We start from the raw sequence: 18,004 nt of genomic DNA on the forward strand, positions 1-18,004 counted from the left end.
GGTCCAGCCGAACGAGTCGGGAGATCCAGCAGATGCGCTCTCTGATGTCGCTCCGCTCCCTGTTGTCCGTCGCCTGCCTGACAAGTTGGTTCCTCCTCTCGCCAGCCATGACCAGTCCGATATTGGCGATCGAGTCAGAGGTCGATGACGAGGTAATCACGGTTCCCTATGAGCCGCCGACGGCGCGTCAGGCGCACCATGCCTTGCGCTGGCGCCAGGTCCCCGCGCACAGCATTCTGCTGAAAGAATTGCGCACGGGGCAAACGCTGTATCAGTTTGAAAGTGAAAAGAAGGTGGCGCCCGCCAGCCTGACCAAGATCATGTCCGCGTTGGTGATTCTCGAATACGGCCACCTGGACGATGAAGTGACGGTCAGTCCAAAAGCGGCCCGCGCGCCCAAGACCCATCTGCGGCTGCGCACGGGACAGATCTTCCGCCTGGAGGATCTGCTCAAGGCGATGTTGATCGTGTCGGCGAATGATGCCTGTTTGGCGGCTGTCGAGCACGTGGGCGGGGATGAGCCCCGCTTCGTGGATCTGATGAATGCAAAGGCGGCAGCGCTCGGGTTGGCAAACACGCATTTCCATAACGGATGCGGCTTTGATGCCCCCGACCACTATTCAACGGCGGAAGATCTCGCCAAGCTCAGCGAGATCGCTTTGCGAGATCCCGTTTTCCGTGATCTGGTACGGGAAGAGCGCGAAATTATCATGCCGATCAACGAGCATCGGGCCTATGTGCTGCGGACGACAAATCGGTTGCTCGGCCGCATCCCCGGTGTGGAAGGCGTCAAGACCGGGTTCACTTCACGGGCCGGCCGATGTCTGATTGCCAAAGTCTCACAGGACGGCAGCGATTTGCTGATCGTGATCCTGAACTCCAAGCGCCGTTGGAACACGGCCACCAGCCTCATCAACTACGGTCTCCGGCTGAGCCAGGGCCGCACCGAATTCCTTCGCTAATCCAGCGCGACTGAGAGCAAAGACAACCCCGACGGGGGGAGGTGTGCCTCCGTCAGGGGAATGGTGGGGTTGTAGTAAGACCTGGTGAAGCGTGACGTGAAGGACTTGTGAGGAAGAGTCAGTGTGGGGTGGAAAACTCGACGTTCACGTCTTTCCCCAGATAATTCACCTGAAATCCCTGCTTGTCATAGGCCAAGACGGCTCCCATCACGTTCTCGTCGCCGTAGTCTTCCTGTCCTAACAACTTCCGTACTTCCTCCGGGCTTTCGCTGTTCAGTACGTTTCGGAAGATTCCGCGTGCCTTGAAGGCAAATCGGTTGTTGATGAAGATGAGGTCGACTTTCCCGTCCTGAACCCGCACGCCGGCCATGGGGCCGGTCGGCTTCCGTTGATCCAGCAAGAAAATGAAGGTGGCCTCCTGTTCGGCCTTAATGCCGGGAAGTTTTTCGTTCACCAGCACGTCAAGGGCTTTCGCTTCGGTATCGCCGAGTTTCACGCCGAAGAGCGACACATCCGGGCTGGCGATGGTCTTCGGGTCCATGAGGTCGTTCTTACTCAGTTCATAGGGTTCCGCGTGCAGCAGGCCCGATTGTGAAGCCAGCACTACAACTGCGACCCAGGCTAAGCACGCCCACTTATTCCGCATCATTCCTGCCTCCTTAGGGCTGCCGAGATGTGACGACCGAGCTGAGAGGGGGTTCAATCATCGGCGGGTTCATTCGGACGATTGGTCATTTTAGCCAAGCCCTCGGCTCACTTGCAAGGCCACAGAACGGAGGAAGGTATTCCTCAAGGTCAGCTGGAACCCAACCGCTACCCACCGGCGAGGACGGCTCCGTCGATTCTGGGTTTAGCGGATGAGAGAAGTGTCTTCATCGTCGCTTGGCAGAGTTGCCCGAATTCCTTCGCGGCCACCCCATGGTGGCGCTTGGTGAGGTAGGCCAATCCGACCGAATGTCGAGGTGTCGGGTCGTAGAGATGGATGACTTGAAGCGGTGCGTCGGTCCGGCGGGACCGGACGAACAGTTCGGGGAGGATCGTGGCGCCTGCGCCATCAGCCACGGCTTGAAGAATACCTTCAGGCGAACTCATTTCGAGCACGACTTGGGGATGCACGCCGGCCTTGGCGCATTCGGCCTCGACCATTTTCCTCAGGCAGTAGTCGACCGGCATCAAGACCAATGGGAGTCCACCCAAGTCCTGCATGCGCATGCGAGTCTTTTGCAGTTTGGCCTGCCGCGGCGCCACCAAGGCCAGACGCTCTTCAAACAAGGGCACCGTGGTCAATTGCGGATGGGAGAGCGGCAGCAGACAGATACCGAGATCGAAGCGATGCGAAAGTAACCCTGTCACGATGTCGGATGAGGGCTGCGCATGAACCTGCAGATGAATACCTGGAAAACGTTGTTTGAATCGGGTCACCAGCGGGGCAATCAGGTAGGAGTTCACGGTGGAGAGAACGCCCACGACCAATTGTCCGCGCTTGGCGCCGTGCAATTCCTGAACAATGTGAGCCGCCTGTTCCAATTCCCGGACCGCACGCTCCGCATGCTCATGAAACAATTCTCCTGCCTGAGTCAATACGACCTTACGTCCGAGACGGTCGAAGAGTTTGGTCCCCAACTCCTCCTCCAGCCCGCTGATCTGCACGGAAAGGGAGGGCTGAGAGACGTGGACGTGCTCCGCAGCCCGGGTAAAGTTCTGATGCCGGGCTACCGCCAGGAAGTAACGGATTTGACGCATTTCCATGAACGCCTCAATCTATAATCTAAAGCTATTAACAGTATCACAACTATATATTAGACCTATGGATAATAGCGTGGCTATAGTTACTCGTCAACCGGGGATGGCTTCGCGTGGCATCGGCGAGCGAGGCGGGCAGGCAACAGCCAATCACTTTCACAAGGGGGATGGTCATGAAGAGAACAAAACAGGTAGGGGGGCTCATGGCGGGGTTGGTGTTACTGGTGGGCATCGGTTGCGCGGAGACAGGACCGACCGCGGGAACGGCTCGTCCAGCGGCGTCACTGTATGACCGGTTGGGGGGGAAGCCTGCCATTACGGCAGTGGTCGACCAGTTTGTGGCGAATGTGGCAGCGGATCAGCGGATCAATGGGAGGTTTGCGACGACCGATATTCCAAAGCTGAAGGGCCATCTGGTGAATCAGGTGTGCGGTGCAACGGGTGGGCCCTGCAACTATACCGGACGAGATATGAAGGCCACCCATGACGGGATGAAAATCACCGGAGCGGACTTCAATGCCTTGGTTCAGAACCTGGTGGCGGCGCTCGATAAGTTCAGCGTGCCGGCGGCGGAGAAGAACGAACTGCTGGCGCTGCTCGGACCGATGAAAAAGGACATCGTGGAGATTCCGTAACGGAACATTCTGGAACGGAGCTGAAAGGCTCCGTTCCACCATCCAATCGCTGAATCTTCGAAAAATTGCCGGGCATAGCGTGAGGCTTGCAATGGCGGAGGCGGGGAGCAGGCCCGAACCAGTCGGCTCAATGAGAGCAATTATTCTGCCTGTCCGGTCTGAATGAGGGTTTCAGCCAGTCGGCGGAGATGCTGGAAGTAGTCTTGAGTCGAATCGCTTAGCTCATCAATCACTCCGTCGAGATCGGAAACGCAGTCTTTGAGAATTGCAACCCGCTGACTGTCCAGACCCTCCATTCCATCCAGGTAAAACACCGCACATCCGCCGATGACCGTGTCCAATGTCATGAGTTGACCTTCGTGCGGACTGCTGAATTGCGGCCACCCAGATTGGCAATGGGCTTCCCACATCGATGCGACGGTTTCACGGTTCATGGCGGAGGCGCTCCTCCCAACCACCCTAACCCATGCAGAAGTAGGACGGCAAGGGTACAGAGCCAGAGCCCAAGGAAGCGGTAATCAACCGCCTCGCGGTGAAAGCACCAGGTGAGCAGCAGTCCTCGCCAATTCGAGGGGCCCCAAGCCAGAAACCAGCTCTTGGCAACCATGACGCAACCGACAGTCCACCACAGGGGCTGGTACGGCAGATGGGAGGTGAACAGGATCAGTATCAAGCCAAACCAAATTCCAATGGCTTCCCACCGCAGTAACCGGGGAGTCTGGACCAATGTCTCCTGGAGTTTCCGGATCACCACCAGTGGAAATAGGATCAACGTCAGCCCATCGATGAGCCATATTCCTGCAATTGCTGCGAGCAAGTATCGCATCATGGCGCTGCGTGAACCATGGGGACGACCGGCGTTCCTCTAAGGGTAGAGGCCTCGTTGGAGATGTGCTTGCGCCACTTTATCAATGCCTGAAATCAATGCCGCCATCCGCATGGTGGTGCGTTTCTCAACGGAGAAGTGAAGGGTCCGATGAAACGCATTCGTAATGATATCCTGCAGGCGGTCTTGGATATCCTTAGCCTTCCAGAAAAACCGTTGTACGTCCTGTACCCATTCAAAATAGGACACGATCACGCCGCCGGAATTGGCCAGGATGTCCGGAATAATGAAGACACCCTTGTCCGTGAGAATACGGTCCGCCTCGAGGGTTGTGGGACCATTGGCCCCTTCGGCCAAAATCCGGCAGCGTAGCCGAGCTGCGTTGCGTTCCGTAATTTGCTCGGAGAGAGCAGCGGGTACGAGCACAGTGCAGTCCATTTCCAAAAGTTGGTCGTTGGTAATGGCATCGCCGAGTTTGATGTCTCGCAGGGGTTCCTTCTTGTCTTTGTAGCGGTGGAGCACCTCGGCAATATCCAAGCCCTTGGAATTGTGCAGCCCGCCGGCTACGTCGCTCACCGCCACGACACGCGCGCCAGCCTGCTGAAGGATCAGGGCCGTATGGGATCCGACATTGCCGAACCCCTGCACCGCAACCGTGGCGTTGGAGACATCAAGCTTGAGGTGTTTGAGGGCTTCCAGGGTTACATAGGAGACCCCTCGTCCGGTCGCTTCCTCCCGGCCAAGCGAGCCCCCGATCGAGAGGGGCTTGCCGGTCACGACGCCCTGAACGGCGTATCCCACCTGTTGGCTGTAGGTGTCCATAATCCAGGCCATGACTTGCTGGTCGGTGCCGACGTCTGGGGCCGGTACATCCTTATCGGGGCCGATCAAAGGGAAGATTTCCGCAGCGTATCGGCGGGTCAAGCGCTGCAGTTCCCCTCGCGAGAGTTTCTTCGGATCGATACGAATACCGCCCTTGGCACCACCGTAGGGCAGGTCCGCGACCGCACACTTCCAGGTCATCCACATGGCAAGGGCCGCGACCTCGCCCATGTTCACGTCGGGATGGTAGCGGATCCCGCCTTTGCACGGGCCACGCGCTGAGTCATGTTGTACGCGGTACCCGGTGAACACTTCCACGTGGCCGTCGTCCATCATCACAGGAATGCTGACGGTAAGGGTTCGCTGCGGCAGTTTCAGGCGTTCGCGCAGGTTAGGGTCGAGGTGCATGGCTTCCGCGGCTTCATTGAATTGTGCGACGGCCAGGCGAAACGTGTGCGTATCCAGCTCAAGCATGGAGAATCTCCTCGGGACTGAGTGAAGGAACGGCTGAACGTATGCGGGATAGTTCGGCAGCCGAAGGCAACCGGTCGGGGCCGAGTCGAGCAGTCCACTGAAGCGAGAAGTAGGCGGCGAATTCAGCCGCCACCCGATCGGCCACCACGTCGAATGAGGGGGCGGCTCCCAACAACTCGGCCATGCTGGTGGCCCGGCAATCGGCGATCCCGCAGGGGACAATCAAGGAAAAGGGCTCGAGGTCGACGGATATGTTGAGGGCAAACCCGTGGGTCGTAATACCCTGTGCGATTCGAACTCCGATCGAGGCGATTTTGCGGGGCTCGCTGTCGCCGACCCAGACGCCTGGAAGCCCATCTCGTCGGTGAGCCGTGATGCCCCAGCCTGCGAGGCTTCGAATGAGAATCGCTTCGAGTCCCCGCACATACGCCTTAGGCCCGGCGCAGTGGTCGGTGAGTTTCAGGATCGGGTACCCGATGAGTTGTCCCGGTCCGTGATAGGTGATGGAGCCGCCGCGTTCGGTTCGGACCAGTGGAATTCCACCGTGCGATGGTGGAACGGCCGGCAGATCGGTATCTTTTGTGCTGCGTCCGGCCGTGAACACCGGAGGATGTTCCAGCAGAAGCAGAAGGTCAGGACACCGCCGCGCGGCGCGCTCGGTTCGATACCAGTTCTGTAGCGTCCAGGCGTCGAGGTACGGCATCGAACCCAGGAGGCACAGCATGCCGGGTTGCGTCGGTGGTGAGCCGTCATGCGTATGGGAGCTAGTCATGGGTTACGGTCGCGGTGGCCCAGGTCGTGAGAAGGTTCTGGTGGCCGGTGTTGTTTTGCCCTGAATGGTGGTTTGCAACTGGATCTCATCCCCTGCGCGCGCCACTGCATGCCAGAAGTCTCCGACATTATAGATCGGGTGGTTGTCGACTCCGGTGATGACGTCGCCGGTCAGGAGGCCGGCCCGGCCCGCCGCCTTGTCGCCATCCACTTGCAAGGCCAGAATCCCGCGATCCTCTTCGAGATCGAAGCTGGCCATGATGCTGGGGGTGATGGTAATGGGAATGAACCCCAGGTCTGGTCGCAACACCGACCCGCGTACGATCATGGATTCGATATGGGGATAGATGGCTTCCATAGAGATAGCGTAACTGATGGCCTGAGCGGACGGGGCGATCGCGACATTGATCCCGACGACCTCTCCAAAACGATCCACCAGCGGACCGCCGCTGTTGCCGGGATTGATCGCCGCGTCGGTTTGCAGGAGATTGTAGAGAGTTTCGCCGTCAGGTGTGAGGATGGAGCGGTCCAGTGCGCTGAGCACCCCGACTGTGACGGTAGAGCCCCCCTTGAGCGCCAAGGGATTGCCGATGGCGATGACGGCTTCACCGATCTCGAAGGCGGTTCGCCGGCTCAACTGTGCCGGCACTAGGTCCGGTGCCACGATCTTGACCAAGGCTAAGTCCAGAAAGAAATCGCGAGCCACGACGCGTCCCGGCGTCATGCGCCCGGTCGCAAGGCCGACGACCACGCTTTTGACGCCTTGGACCAGATGGTTGTTGGTGAGGATGTAGCCGCCCTCATCGATGATCACCCCGGACCCGGACCCAGCCGGAGCGCCATGTTGCGCCTGCCCCGGGGGAACTCCGCGCTGCAGGATGGTGACGACTGAGGGGCGGACCTTGGCGACCACCGCCGGAACTGAGAGTTCCTTGCTTGGCGGCCGATCCGGTTGGGGGGCTCCCTGTGCCGATAGTGTTCCGGCACAGGCTGAGAGCACGAGGAGGATGGCACCGATCCGTAGGTTTCTTCCCGCCGGGCGAGATCGCAATGGCATGCGTAAATCCCTCCGCCGCCATTCTCTCACAAGTGCAGGGAGAAAGCCGCCCAAAATAGCACGGGCGAGGTTAACCCTCGCCCGTGTCAACGCCGCTGGTAGATGCCACCGGTTACTTAATGGCGGCGAACATTTCTTTCACCAGCGGGGTTTTGAGCTTCTTGAGCGCTTTAGCCTCGATCTGCCGGATTCGCTCGCGCGTCACGGAGAGGTGTTGTCCGACCTGCTCCAGTGTCCGAGCTTGATCTTCACCGATCCCGAAGCGAAGCCGGATGACGGTCTGCTCGCGCGGAGTCAGCGTGCCCAAGATCCGATCGAGCTCGCGAGTCAACTCGGTTCGATTCACATGGGCATCCGGCGGGACAGCTTGCTGATCCGGCAGCAATTCGCCCAACTCTGTTTCGCCGTCTCCAACACGATTCTCCAAGGCAACCGGTTCCTGAAAGGCCTGAATCGTTTCGTTCAAGCGCTCCGGCCGGATCCGCATGGTTTGTGCGATCTCCTCCAGCCTGGGCGTACGGCCGAGCTGCTGCACTAATCGACGCGAAACCCGAAGAATGCGATTGGATGCCTCTGTCTGGTGCACCGGGATTCGGATCGTCCGGGACTGGTCCGCCAGCGAGCGAGTAATACCCTGACGAATCCACCAGGTTGCGTATGTGCTGAACTTGAAGCCTTTCCGGTATTGGTAGCGCTCTGCGGCCTTCATGAGACCGATGTTGCCTTCCTGTACCAGATCCAACAGTGTCAGCCCTCGACCGGTGTAGTGCTTGGCGACATCGACGACCAGACGGAGGTTGCAACGTACCAACTCGTCCTTCGCGGTTTCGTGAATCACCCGATTGGTACGTACCTGTGCCAGACTGGCTTCAAGCTGCTTCTGAACCGAGGCACCGATCCGGCCTTGCGGCTTGGTTTCTGCCGACAGGGCTTCGAGTGCCGCCAGGGCTTGGTCGAGTGCCGTGGCCGAAAGTCCGCTCAACCGCCGCACCATCGTGATGGTGCGAATCAATTCCGTCGTGCGGTCCGTCTTCTTCAGCCGGGTGCAGGCCTTGGCGGCCTCCTGGAGCGCCGACCGGATTTGCCTGGTGCCGACGTCGATCCGCTTGGCCAGCGACACTTCTTCCTCGCGAGCGAGCAAGGGGCGTTCGCCGAAGGAACGGAAGTACAGCGATTCCAGCAGGAACGGAGTATTGGACGATCGTGACGGTTCCTCGGCTGGTTGCTCCTCCTGCTCCTCTTCGACTTCCTCATCCTGACCGATCGTTTCAATCAGGTCACTGGCTTCTTCGTCATCCGCATCCGGGTCGACTTCCGTTGAGATCCCGGTCGGTTTTTCATCGTCCGCTGTCATGGACTCTTTCATATGTATCCCCTTTCCCCTTTGATGGGGCGGTTCGATGCCTAATCGGTGGCGGCGAGGCCGCTATCCTCTGCCTACCCTTATTTAGAGCTCCGGCATCTCCAAAAGGATTCGCCAGTGGAATCCCCGGATGTGCGTGCCGCTACCCTGTACTACGAGGATAGAAGAGCCTTGGATTTCGCGTGGTTCCAGATATGGCCGATCTTGGCCATGTCAATGGGCGAGGCCCCTGGGCAATTGCCCAAGGGGGGCACGGGCCGAATGCGCGGTGACTAGGTCTTTGGACCCTGAAGAGCCTTCAAGAAGGGGGCAATGGTATCGATGGGAATGGGAAAGATCGTCGTCGAATTCTTTTCGGCGGCGATCTCGACCAAGGTCTGCAGGTACCGAAGTTGTAAGGCGGCCGGGTTCTGACTGATGACGCCGGCGGCGTCGGCCAGCCGTTGCGAGGCCTCGAACTCGCCCTGCGCATGAATGATCTTCGCGCGGCGCTCGCGCTCGGCCTCCGCCTGACGGGCGATGGCCCGCTGCATTTCCTGCGGCAGGTCCACGTTCTTCACCTCTACTGCCGATACCTTCACGCCCCAGGGTTCTGTCTGCTGATCGATGATCCGCTGGAGTTCGGCATTGATTTCGTCCCGTTTCGACAGCAGGTCATCCAACTGCATTTGCCCCAGGACGCTTCGCAAGGTGGTCTGCGCCATCATGGAGGTGGCGTACAGATAGTCTTCCACCTGGATCACGGCTCGCTGCGCATCGACCACGCGAAAATAGATGACCGCGTTGACCTTGACCGTGACGTTGTCGCGTGTGATGACGTCCTGCGGAGGGACGTCCATCGCGACTGTGCGAAGGCTGACTCGAATCAGTCGGTCGATGAAGGGGAGTATGATCACGAGGCCGGGACCGTTGCCGCCGACGAGACCCTGTGAAAGGCGGCCGAGACGAAAGATGACTGCGCGCTCATATTCCGGCAACACGTTGAATGTGAGTTTGCCGAGGATCAAAGCGAATACCAACAGAAGCAGCAGTCCGACAGGGCTCAAGAGCATGAGGCGCCATCCTTTCGTGCAACCGGTTGGACATGCAGGGTGAGTCCTTCCACGTGGGTCACGCGGGCATGGTCGCCTGGTTGCAGCGCGCTGTCGCTGATGGCATCCCAGAGCTCGCCATGGATCGCCAGATGTCCATGGGGTGAGATCGCGGTTTTGGCAATGCCGACCAGCCCAACCAATTCCTCTTGTCCCGTGGCGGGCATTCGACGCAAAGCCCTCAGCCCCATGCCGACCATGAGGAGTGACCCGACGGCGGCCAGACCGATCACGGGGAAAATCACACTCCAGGAAAGTTGCAGGAACTGCGCGTCGGTTTTGATCAGCATCAGCGAGCCCAGCAGCATCGAGATCACGCCGCCCAAGGCGAGCAGGCCGTAGCTCGTGACCGTGGCCTCGAGGACGAAAAAGATCACGCCGAGCACCAAGAGGAGGAGACCCGCATAATCGATCGGCAGGGATTGAAACGAGTAGAAGGCGAGGATGAGACTGATCGCGCCAACGATCCCGGGCAGAATTGCCCCGGGGCTGTAGAGCTCGGCGATCAGCCCCACCGTCCCAAGTGTCATGAGAATGTAGGCGATGTTCGGGTCGCTCAAGGCTTTCAGGGCCTCTAACCTGAGCCCCATCGGGAACTCCCGCTGGGTGGCGCCGGCGGTATTCAGGGCGCGAGTCTCGTTACCCAGTTTTACGGAACGATGGTCGAGTTGTGCCAGCAAGGTGGGGACGTCTTCCGCGACTAGCTCGATGACCTTCAGCTTGAGTGCTTCCTTCTCCGTGGCGGACCGGCTTTTGAGGACCGCGTCCTCGGCCCAGCTCGCGTTGCGCCCATGTTGGTCCGCGGTCGATTTGATGTAGGCGACCGCGTCATTCTCCAGTTTTTCCTTCATCGTTTTGTCCAGGTCGCCGCCTCCCAGGGCTACTGGATGGGCGGCGCCGATGTTCGTGCCCGGGGCCATGGCTGCGACATGGCCCGCCAATGTAATGAATACACCGGCCGATGCGGCACGTCCTCCTGATGGCGCCACATAGACGACGACGGGGATGCTGGCGCTGGTGATGTCCTTGATGATGACTCTCATCGAAGTGTCGAGTCCGCCTGGCGTGTCGAGCCGCAATATCAGTGCTTCGGCATGGGCCGCCTGGGCTGAGTCGATCGCTTCATGAATGTATTCGGCGGCGACCGGGTTGATGACACCCTCATAGGTAGCGACGTAGACCTCCCGGGCCTGGCCGAGCGCGGCGGGTGATTCGAGCGAGACGAAGGACGAGACAAGCAGGCTGTACGCGAGAAGGAGTGCGGGAGAGACTGTGTGAGTCGAACCACGCATCAGGAGTCCTCAACGTGGCGATCGATGAGCAGCCGAGCCCGGCCCATGGCCGGTGAAGGCATCTCGGTCCGAACTTCTTGGATCATACGGCCCGCTCGGAAGGCAGTCAAGGAAGCCCAGCGCTCCTTCGGTTGAAAACACGGCATCAGTCTCCTAGAATGCCGAGCCATGTCACAATTGCAAAATAGCGAACGCATTCACCTGGTCGACAAGAAGGGCCGGCAATATGCCCTGACATTGAAGGCCGGAGAGACCTATCAATACAGTGGGCAAACGATTGCCCACGACGAGCTGATTGGGAAGCCGGATGGCTCGGTGGTGACCCTCTCCCGGGGCAAACGCTTTCTCGCACTGCGTCCGACATTCGGCGAATATGTGCTCAAGATGCCGAGGGGGGCCCAGGTGCTCTATCCTAAGGACCTCGCGCTGATTCCCATGTGGGCCGACGTGTATCCGGGTGCGCGGGTATTCGAGGCTGGTACCGGGTCTGGCGCGCTCACAATGGCGCTGCTGCGGGCCGTGGGACCGACCGGACTCGTGGTCACCTATGAGGCTCGCGAGGATTTTTCGCGCACGGCGATGGCCAACATCGAGCGGTATCTCGGTCCGGTGTCGACCCTGAGGCCTTGCCGGAAGAACGCCTATGAGGGCATCGAGCTGCTGGAGGACGGCAAGCCGTTCGATCGACTAGTGCTGGACCTTCCCGAACCGTGGCAAGTCGTGCCGCATGCCGCGAACGTGTTGCGGTCCGGTGGGATCTACCTGAGTTTCGTGCCGACGGTCCCGCAGGTCATGCAGACGGTGGAGGCGCTGGAGCGCGCGGCGGTGTTCGGCATGATTCATACATTTGAAACCCTGCTCCGGACGTGGGCCGTTCAAGGCCGCAGCGTCCGTCCCGACCATCGCATGGTGGCGCATTCGGGGTTCATTACGGTGGCGCGAAAGGTGGAGGCCGGCTGGTGGGCCGGGGCATCGACTGCCGCGCCTGTCGATGAGGCGAGCGAGCAGGGGATCGGCGAACAGGACGGTATGGAGGACGGGCGTTCATGAATCGGCTGCAAGGGAAGGTCGCGATCGTCACAGGTGGAAATGCCGGCATCGGCGAGGCCATTGCCAAGCTGTTTGCGGAAGAAGGCGCATCAGTGGTCGTGACGGGGCGGCGGAAGGAAGAGCTCGATCGGGTCGTGAAGGGGATCGGCGTGAACGGAGGACGGGCTTTGGCGGTGGCCGGATCGGTCACGGACGAGGCGCACGTACGAGACGTGGTCGCGCAGACGGTGCGCACGTTTGGAAAACTGCACATTCTCGTGAACAATGCCGGCGTCGGCGATTTCGGAAAGCGAGTACACGAGACCGATGATGCGACCTGGGCGCAGGTGCTCGACATCAATCTGACCGGTGTATTTCGCATCAGCCGTGCCGCCATTCCGGAGATCCTGCGCAGCGGTGGCGGGTCGATCATCAATATTTCTTCTGTGGCCAGCTTGGTGGGGATTTCAGGTCTGCCAGCCTACGCAGCGTCCAAGGGAGGGCTCGATGCCCTGACCAGGGCGATGGCCGTCGACTACGCTCGCGACCACATCCGATGCAACGTGATCAACCCTGGCCTTGTGGATACGCCGATGGCGGCCCCCCTCATGAGTAATCCGGCCGACCTCGAGCCCATTCTGGCCCACTATGCGATCAAGCGTCCGGGAAAGCCGGAGGAAGTGGCCAAGATGGCGCTCTACTTGGCATCAGACGAGTCGATGTGGGTGACGGGAGCGACATTCCCGATCGACGGCGGCATGACGATCGCCAAGGGATGAGGGCCGGAGTCGCCTTGCCGGAAGAGACGTAGGACGAGCGATGGAAATCAACAACCAGACACAGTGGTTCGGAGTCATCGGCAATCCGGTCGAACATTCGTTGTCGCCGGCTATTCACAATGCCGCCTTTCAAAAGACCGGCGTCAACGGGGTGTACCTGGCTCTTCGCGTCGAGTCGATCGGGGATGCCATCAAGGGGCTGCGCACGTTGGGGAACGCCCGCGGATTCAGCGTGACGATTCCCCACAAAGTGGCCGCCATCCCGTTTCTCGATGAGGTTGAGCCGACGGCGAAGTCGATCGGGGCCATCAATACGATTGTGGTCGAGCAGGGCAAGCTCAAGGGCTACAACACCGATGCTTCTGGCGCGTTGCGGGCCCTGAGAGAAGGCGGCGCGTTGCTCGACGGGCAGCGCGTGCTGATTCTGGGGTCGGGCGGCGCAGCTCGAGCGATCGCTTTCGCGCTCGCGACCGGTTCCAATATCCCTGGTTTGACGATCCTTGGAATCGAGGAAGCGGAGCGGCAAAAGCTCGTGAAGGATCTGCGGGCCAAGTGCTCCATTCCAGTCGAAGACGGACCGCTCAGTTTGGATATGTTGCGTTATTGGATCCCCCACGTGCGGACCCTGGTCCATTGCACTCCGGTCGGAATGTCGCCGAAGGTCGATGACAGTTGTGTGCCGACCAACCTCTTGCGGCCGGAGTTGACCGTGATGGACATCGTTTACAACCCGAGGGAGACGAAGTTGCTGCAGGATGCGAAGGCGGCGGGATGCCGGACGATTTCAGGGCTGGAGATGTTCCTCAACCAAGCCGTGATGCAGTTCGAGCTCTGGACCGGCAGCCAGGCGCCGGTGGATGTCATGCGGCAGGTGTTGGAGTCGCGCTTCCAATAATGGATAGGGGGGAACTGACAGGGTGCCGGCGCCGATGAATCTCGTGTTGATCGGGTATCGGGGAACGGGTAAGAGCAGCGTGGGACGCATACTCGCACGTCGACTCGGCCGGGAACTGGTTTCAACGGATGCGGAAGTCGTGAAGCAAGCGCGACAATCGATTCCCGACATCGTGAAGCAATTCGGCTGGGACCATTTTCGTGATCTGGAGTCGGCGGTCTGCCGCGATCTTGCCGGCCGGGACCATCTGATCATTGACACCGGCGGGGGAGCCATCCTCAGGCCGGAGAACGTCAGCGTACTGCGGCAGAACGGCGCGCTCTTTTGGCTGACCGCCGAGGTGGAGACCATCACCAAGCGGATTGGCGGCGATACTCAACGACCATCCCTCACTGGTACCAAGTCCTTCACGGACGAAATCCGTGAAGTTCTACGCGAACGCACGCCGAAGTATCAGGCGGCGGCGGACCATGTCGTCTCGACCGAAGGTCTGTCGACGTCGGACGTGGCCGAACGCATCCTCCAACAGTTCGGAACGCAAGCGCCCCGTTGATCTGTCCTCCAGCCCGTGCTACGCTCCACCTCTCATTGTGTGCCGGCGGGAACGCGCATGGAGAGAAGCATCGGTTTCGACGGTGCGGTCGTCTGCTGCGAAGGTGGGCCGGTTGCTGCTCCTGTGAATACCGGCTCATGATGATTCCGTGCTGATCTGACCCCTCTTCCCTTGTGGCGCCTCCGGTCTTTTCCAACCGTTCTGATGGAGGTGCGTCATGGGGAGCAAGCTCTACGTCGGTAGCCTGCCGTATTCGACCACGGACGATCAACTCGCCGACCTCTTCAAACAGCACGGCGCGGTGCAATCCGCCAAGGTCATCACCGATAAATTTACCGGGCAGTCGCGCGGGTTCGGATTTGTCGAGATGGCGACGGGGGAAGATGCACAACGAGCGATTACGGCGCTGAATGGTACTCCTTTTGGCGGGCGGAACCTGGTCGTCAACGAGGCTCGACCACAGGAAAAGCGTGGTTTTGGTGGCGATCGCGGGATGGGTGGGCCCGGTGCCGGCGGCGGCGGGCGCACAGACCGTTGGTAACGGACGACCTTCCTTGACAACCTGGGCCCGACGTGGTTCTTATAGCCCGTCTGCGCCCGTAGCTCAATTGGATAGAGCATCGGACTTCGGATCCGAGGGTTGGGGGTTCAAGTCCCTCCGGGCGCACCACTCGGTTTTTACTCTGGCCGCGAAGCGTCAGTGGGTTCTCGCGCCCAATGCCGCGGTGTCAGCTCTGTGCCGGAAGCTCCCGGCTGGTGCCTCCTCATCGGTGCCGTTCAACCATGCCACTCAGTGACGGTCAGCAAACCCGCTCTGGGCGCGATGTTTAGCCCTCCACATCCCAGAGGCCAGAGTCCCAATCTGTCAAGCCCGCACCGTAACTCCTTGATTCGTTGAAGGAAAGTTTCCGCCGCGTCGGTCGGCTCGAGGCCAGAAACCGCGGTGCTATAGTTGTTACGACGTTTACGGTAACACCTCGACGCAAGGAGCAAGGAGCATGGTTATGAAACATCTCGGACCTTCACAGCTTATCCTGACCGGCCTGACGCTGGCTCTATTGGGAAGTCCCGGTTGCAGCAGCATGAAATGGTTTCACTCAGGTTCCGACGATATGGCCGAATCGGAAATGGGATCGGCCAAGGACTCGCGCTCGGCGCGATTGGGCAGTGGCGACGGGGCAGATAGGCAAGCTGGCCGTGACGGTCGATATCCCTCCATCGGTCGCCAGGATGCCATGAGTGATCCCGAGGGCGGTGCGCTGCGAGGATTCTCGCCGTTGGTGAACGGCCAGATCGCCGGTGAAGAACGGCTTAGCCGGAGCGACTATGGGCAGATGATGTTGCCGGTCGATCGCGACGCCAAGCGATATGCAGAGCTTCGCCGGGAAGAAGCGGCGGCGATCGAGGCCGGCTTGAACGATGTGTACTACGGGTATGATCGCTGGAACCTTTCGGATGACGGGATGACGGCGCTCAGCCACAATGCGGAATGGTTGAAAGACAATCCCAAAGCCTTATTGAAGATCTCCGGTCATTGCGACGAACGCGGGACCCATGATTACAACCTGGTGTTGGGCGAGAAGCGTGCGAAGACGGCGAAGGCCTATCTCGTCGACATGGGGGTGAGCCCTAAGCAGGTAGCCATTGTGTCATACGGGAAGGAACGCCCGTTCTGTGCAGAGCACGATGAGACCTGCCATCAGCAGAATCGGCGTGGCCATATGTTGTTGCGCAAATAGGCGACCCGCCCCGGCGCCTTCCCGTGAGGGGGTGCCGGGGAAAAGCGCCTCGGTTCCTTTCCGAGGCCACCTCCCTGGTCCTCTCCTCCTCCAGACGGTGTTTCCTCCCAGCGTCCGGCACATTGAATACTCTGAGACCGGTCACAGGCGATTGCCTGCGCGGGTCCGGTGTTGACCCCTGTGTGTCCTGGGTGACAATCAGTAAGAGCTTATGGTATCTGAGCCATGGCGCGGGGATGCCCCTAGGCCGATTACTTCGTACCAAGGAGTGGGATTGTGAACCAACGTTTCGGGATTACCGTTAAGTTTCTGATTTCCGCCGATTCTCCCGAGGAAGCGGAAGAGATTATCGAGTCGGCCTGTGAAAAGATGGCGTCCTCCGTCAGTGAAGGCGACGTCAGTTACGAAGGTATCGAGGATATCGAAGAGGAAGACGAGGACTGATTACGCCGGCACTGCCGGCATGATCGGCCGCGACCGCACAACCTGTCTACTGCGCCACCCGTGAGACCTCGAGCATGACCGAACCAGCGACCACCGACGGGCAACCGACTCGCCCGCCCGGATTTTTGAATCGCATCCACCAGTCCAGCAAACATTATTTGCCCCAGTGGCTGGGCGTGCCCGCGCACATTCACCACGTGGCGCATCGGATGGCGAATCCTCCGATGGAGCGGCCCAACAGCCGCCGTGAATTCCAACATTTGCTGCAGGCGTTGGAGATTACCGAGGGGGCGCTCGAGGAAAAGTTCGGCTATGGATTCAAGACCGCACCGAACGGGGATCGGCTGGTTGTGGTCTGGGAAGCGCATACTGAATATTACAGCTACCAAGTCTGGCATGTGCTGAAAGACCCCTCGGCGCGGCTCGATTTCGGGCCGATTACGTTTCCCGGCTACGCGATGCCGATTTGCCCGCTGGGGATCAAGGTCAATGCGCTGGATATTCTCATCCTGCCGGAAGAGCCTCCGCTGCAGGATGCGTTGCGTGGTCGGTTGCCGGGCGCGATTGTGTACGGAAGCCACATCTTCAGCGAGGACATCGTGGCTGTGACCAGCTTCACGCCCGATGAATTCGAGCGGGAACGTTACCTGATTTGCTCGGACTCGCAAGAGGCCCTGGAGCAGCAGGTGTCGAAGATCGTGGACACGCTGGTCTCGATCGAGAACTACTACCACCTCGTCATGCTCCCGTTTCAGGCCTTTTCCCGGGCCGTCGACCAGATCCACGATTTCGAGCAACGACATTTGTATCAGCGAGCGGTGCTGATCGAACAGTTGGGGGCGTCCACGCCGGAAACGATGCAGAAGTGGTTGACGGTGCTGACGCAGGACCTGCTCCAAGTCAGCCGCCTGGCAGAATCGATGCGGTATAGGCTCTCGGCGTCAGTGCCCTATGACCGGATCGTGCAGAGCAACCTGGTGTCACTTCAGGAGCGGCCCTATCCGCCGTTGCGTCAGTTGTCGGAGTACATCTCGTGGAAGATTACCGGCGTGACGGATGGGTATCTACAGTTGGTACGGCGGATCGACGCGATGGAAAAGGATTTCGAGGCCACGGTGGCGGTCCTGCGGACGCACATCGAACTTCGACTGCAGGAACAGAATCTGGCTCTGCAGGATCAGAATATGAAACTGTTGGCGAGCGTGGACACGACGACTCGCGGGCAGGCCATTCTGCAGCGGACGGTCGAAAGCCTGTCGGTGATCGTGATCACCTACTACCTCACGGGCTTGGGCAGTTACGTCCTAAAGGCGTGTTATGAGATGGGCTGGTTGAAGAACTACACGATTGCGACGGCAATCTTCGTCCCGATCGCCTTCGCGACGTCTTTTACCTTGATGACCGTCGGGCGACGGATCATCATCAAACGCATGTCGGATCCGACCAAGGCCGGGGCCGGGCACTAGTCCCGGCCGTCTTTCGCTTTTCCTGACACACCCACGTTCGTTTTGTGCTTCACCGATCCCCGT

20 protein-coding genes and 1 tRNA gene are annotated in these 18,004 nt (G+C 59.8%); 11 read left to right on the forward strand and 10 right to left on the reverse strand.

The genetic code is table 11. The features are described from left to right. Positions 1-32: 32 nt before the first annotated feature. Positions 33-962, forward strand: coding sequence for a D-alanyl-D-alanine carboxypeptidase (locus KF814_08630; GenBank protein ID MBX3236203.1), 930 nt, complete (start codon positions 33-35; stop codon positions 960-962). Positions 963-1,080: 118 nt separating this feature from the next. On the opposite strand, the gene KF814_08635 is transcribed toward KF814_08630, so the two are convergent. Together KF814_08635 and KF814_08640 are read right to left on the reverse strand one after the other, a co-directional pair. Beyond that, positions 1,081-1,611: a hypothetical protein gene (locus tag KF814_08635; GenBank protein MBX3236204.1), complete on the reverse strand. Its 531-nt coding sequence runs from the start codon at positions 1,609-1,611 to the stop codon at positions 1,081-1,083. Between the two features lie 164 nt (positions 1,612-1,775). Then, positions 1,776-2,711 (reverse strand): LysR family transcriptional regulator, encoded by a 936-nt coding sequence (locus KF814_08640; GenBank protein MBX3236205.1) that lies wholly within the window; start codon positions 2,709-2,711, stop codon positions 1,776-1,778. 161 nt (positions 2,712-2,872) lie between these two features. Between KF814_08640 and KF814_08645 the strand changes: the two genes are divergently transcribed. Continuing rightward, a complete protein-coding gene (locus KF814_08645; GenBank protein MBX3236206.1) occupies positions 2,873-3,340 on the forward strand; it encodes a group 1 truncated hemoglobin in 468 nt (155 codons plus the stop codon). Positions 3,341-3,480: 140 nt separating this feature from the next. On the opposite strand, the gene KF814_08650 is transcribed toward KF814_08645, so the two are convergent. From KF814_08650 to KF814_08685, 8 genes are all read right to left on the reverse strand, one after another. Further along, a complete protein-coding gene (locus KF814_08650) occupies positions 3,481-3,774 on the reverse strand; it encodes a hypothetical protein (GenBank protein ID MBX3236207.1) in 294 nt (97 codons plus the stop codon). Next, a complete protein-coding gene (locus KF814_08655) occupies positions 3,771-4,169 on the reverse strand; it encodes a hypothetical protein (protein ID MBX3236208.1) in 399 nt (132 codons plus the stop codon). Before KF814_08655 ends, KF814_08650 begins: the two co-directional genes overlap by 4 nt. Before the next feature lie 36 nt (positions 4,170-4,205). Beyond that, a complete protein-coding gene (locus tag KF814_08660; GenBank protein ID MBX3236209.1) occupies positions 4,206-5,462 on the reverse strand; it encodes a Glu/Leu/Phe/Val dehydrogenase in 1,257 nt (418 codons plus the stop codon). Beyond that, positions 5,455-6,234, reverse strand: coding sequence for a lipoyl(octanoyl) transferase LipB (gene lipB, locus KF814_08665; GenBank protein ID MBX3236210.1), 780 nt, complete (start codon positions 6,232-6,234; stop codon positions 5,455-5,457). The genes KF814_08660 and lipB overlap by 8 nt, the downstream gene beginning before the upstream one ends. 3 nt (positions 6,235-6,237) lie before the next feature. Then, on the reverse strand, positions 6,238-7,290 hold the full coding sequence (locus KF814_08670; protein ID MBX3236211.1) for a trypsin-like peptidase domain-containing protein: 1,053 nt from the start codon (positions 7,288-7,290) through the stop codon (positions 6,238-6,240). A gap of 112 nt (positions 7,291-7,402) precedes the next feature. Further along, entirely contained in the window at positions 7,403-8,656 is a 1,254-nt protein-coding gene (locus KF814_08675) for a sigma-70 family RNA polymerase sigma factor (GenBank protein ID MBX3236212.1), read from the reverse strand. Between the two features lie 269 nt (positions 8,657-8,925). Beyond that, positions 8,926-9,699: a slipin family protein gene (locus tag KF814_08680; protein MBX3236213.1), complete on the reverse strand. Its 774-nt coding sequence runs from the start codon at positions 9,697-9,699 to the stop codon at positions 8,926-8,928. Then, a complete protein-coding gene (locus tag KF814_08685) occupies positions 9,696-11,036 on the reverse strand; it encodes a nodulation protein NfeD (protein ID MBX3236214.1) in 1,341 nt (446 codons plus the stop codon). Before KF814_08685 ends, KF814_08680 begins: the two co-directional genes overlap by 4 nt. A 168-nt stretch (positions 11,037-11,204) precedes the next feature. Here KF814_08685 and KF814_08690 point away from each other — a divergent pair, with 168 nt between their 5' ends. The 9 genes from KF814_08690 to KF814_08730 all read left to right on the forward strand — a co-directional run bounded on the left by KF814_08690 (position 11,205) and on the right by KF814_08730 (position 17,941). Continuing rightward, positions 11,205-12,086: a tRNA (adenine-N1)-methyltransferase gene (locus KF814_08690; protein MBX3236215.1), complete on the forward strand. Its 882-nt coding sequence runs from the start codon at positions 11,205-11,207 to the stop codon at positions 12,084-12,086. Continuing rightward, on the forward strand, positions 12,083-12,844 hold the full coding sequence (locus KF814_08695; GenBank protein MBX3236216.1) for an SDR family oxidoreductase: 762 nt from the start codon (positions 12,083-12,085) through the stop codon (positions 12,842-12,844). The genes KF814_08690 and KF814_08695 overlap by 4 nt, the downstream gene beginning before the upstream one ends. Before the next feature lie 40 nt (positions 12,845-12,884). Beyond that, a complete protein-coding gene (locus KF814_08700; GenBank protein ID MBX3236217.1) occupies positions 12,885-13,739 on the forward strand; it encodes a shikimate dehydrogenase in 855 nt (284 codons plus the stop codon). Between the two features lie 22 nt (positions 13,740-13,761). After that, on the forward strand, positions 13,762-14,292 hold the full coding sequence (locus KF814_08705) for a shikimate kinase (protein MBX3236218.1): 531 nt from the start codon (positions 13,762-13,764) through the stop codon (positions 14,290-14,292). A gap of 217 nt (positions 14,293-14,509) precedes the next feature. Beyond that, positions 14,510-14,833 carry an RNA-binding protein gene (locus KF814_08710; protein ID MBX3236219.1) on the forward strand — a complete coding sequence of 108 codons (324 nt, stop codon included), beginning with the start codon at positions 14,510-14,512 and terminating at the stop codon, positions 14,831-14,833. 52 nt (positions 14,834-14,885) lie between these two features. Beyond that, positions 14,886-14,962, forward strand: a tRNA-Arg gene (locus tag KF814_08715). 328 nt (positions 14,963-15,290) lie between these two features. Continuing rightward, entirely contained in the window at positions 15,291-16,031 is a 741-nt protein-coding gene (locus tag KF814_08720) for an OmpA family protein (protein ID MBX3236220.1), read from the forward strand. A gap of 276 nt (positions 16,032-16,307) precedes the next feature. Continuing rightward, positions 16,308-16,475, forward strand: coding sequence for a hypothetical protein (locus KF814_08725; GenBank protein ID MBX3236221.1), 168 nt, complete (start codon positions 16,308-16,310; stop codon positions 16,473-16,475). Positions 16,476-16,549: 74 nt separating this feature from the next. Beyond that, positions 16,550-17,941, forward strand: a complete 1,392-nt coding sequence (locus KF814_08730; protein MBX3236222.1) for a DUF3422 family protein — start codon at positions 16,550-16,552, stop codon at positions 17,939-17,941. The last annotated feature ends 63 nt before the right edge of the window (positions 17,942-18,004 follow it).

It is taken from the genome of Nitrospiraceae bacterium (assembly GCA_019637075.1).
GTDB lineage: Bacteria > Nitrospirota > Nitrospiria > Nitrospirales > Nitrospiraceae > JAHBWI01.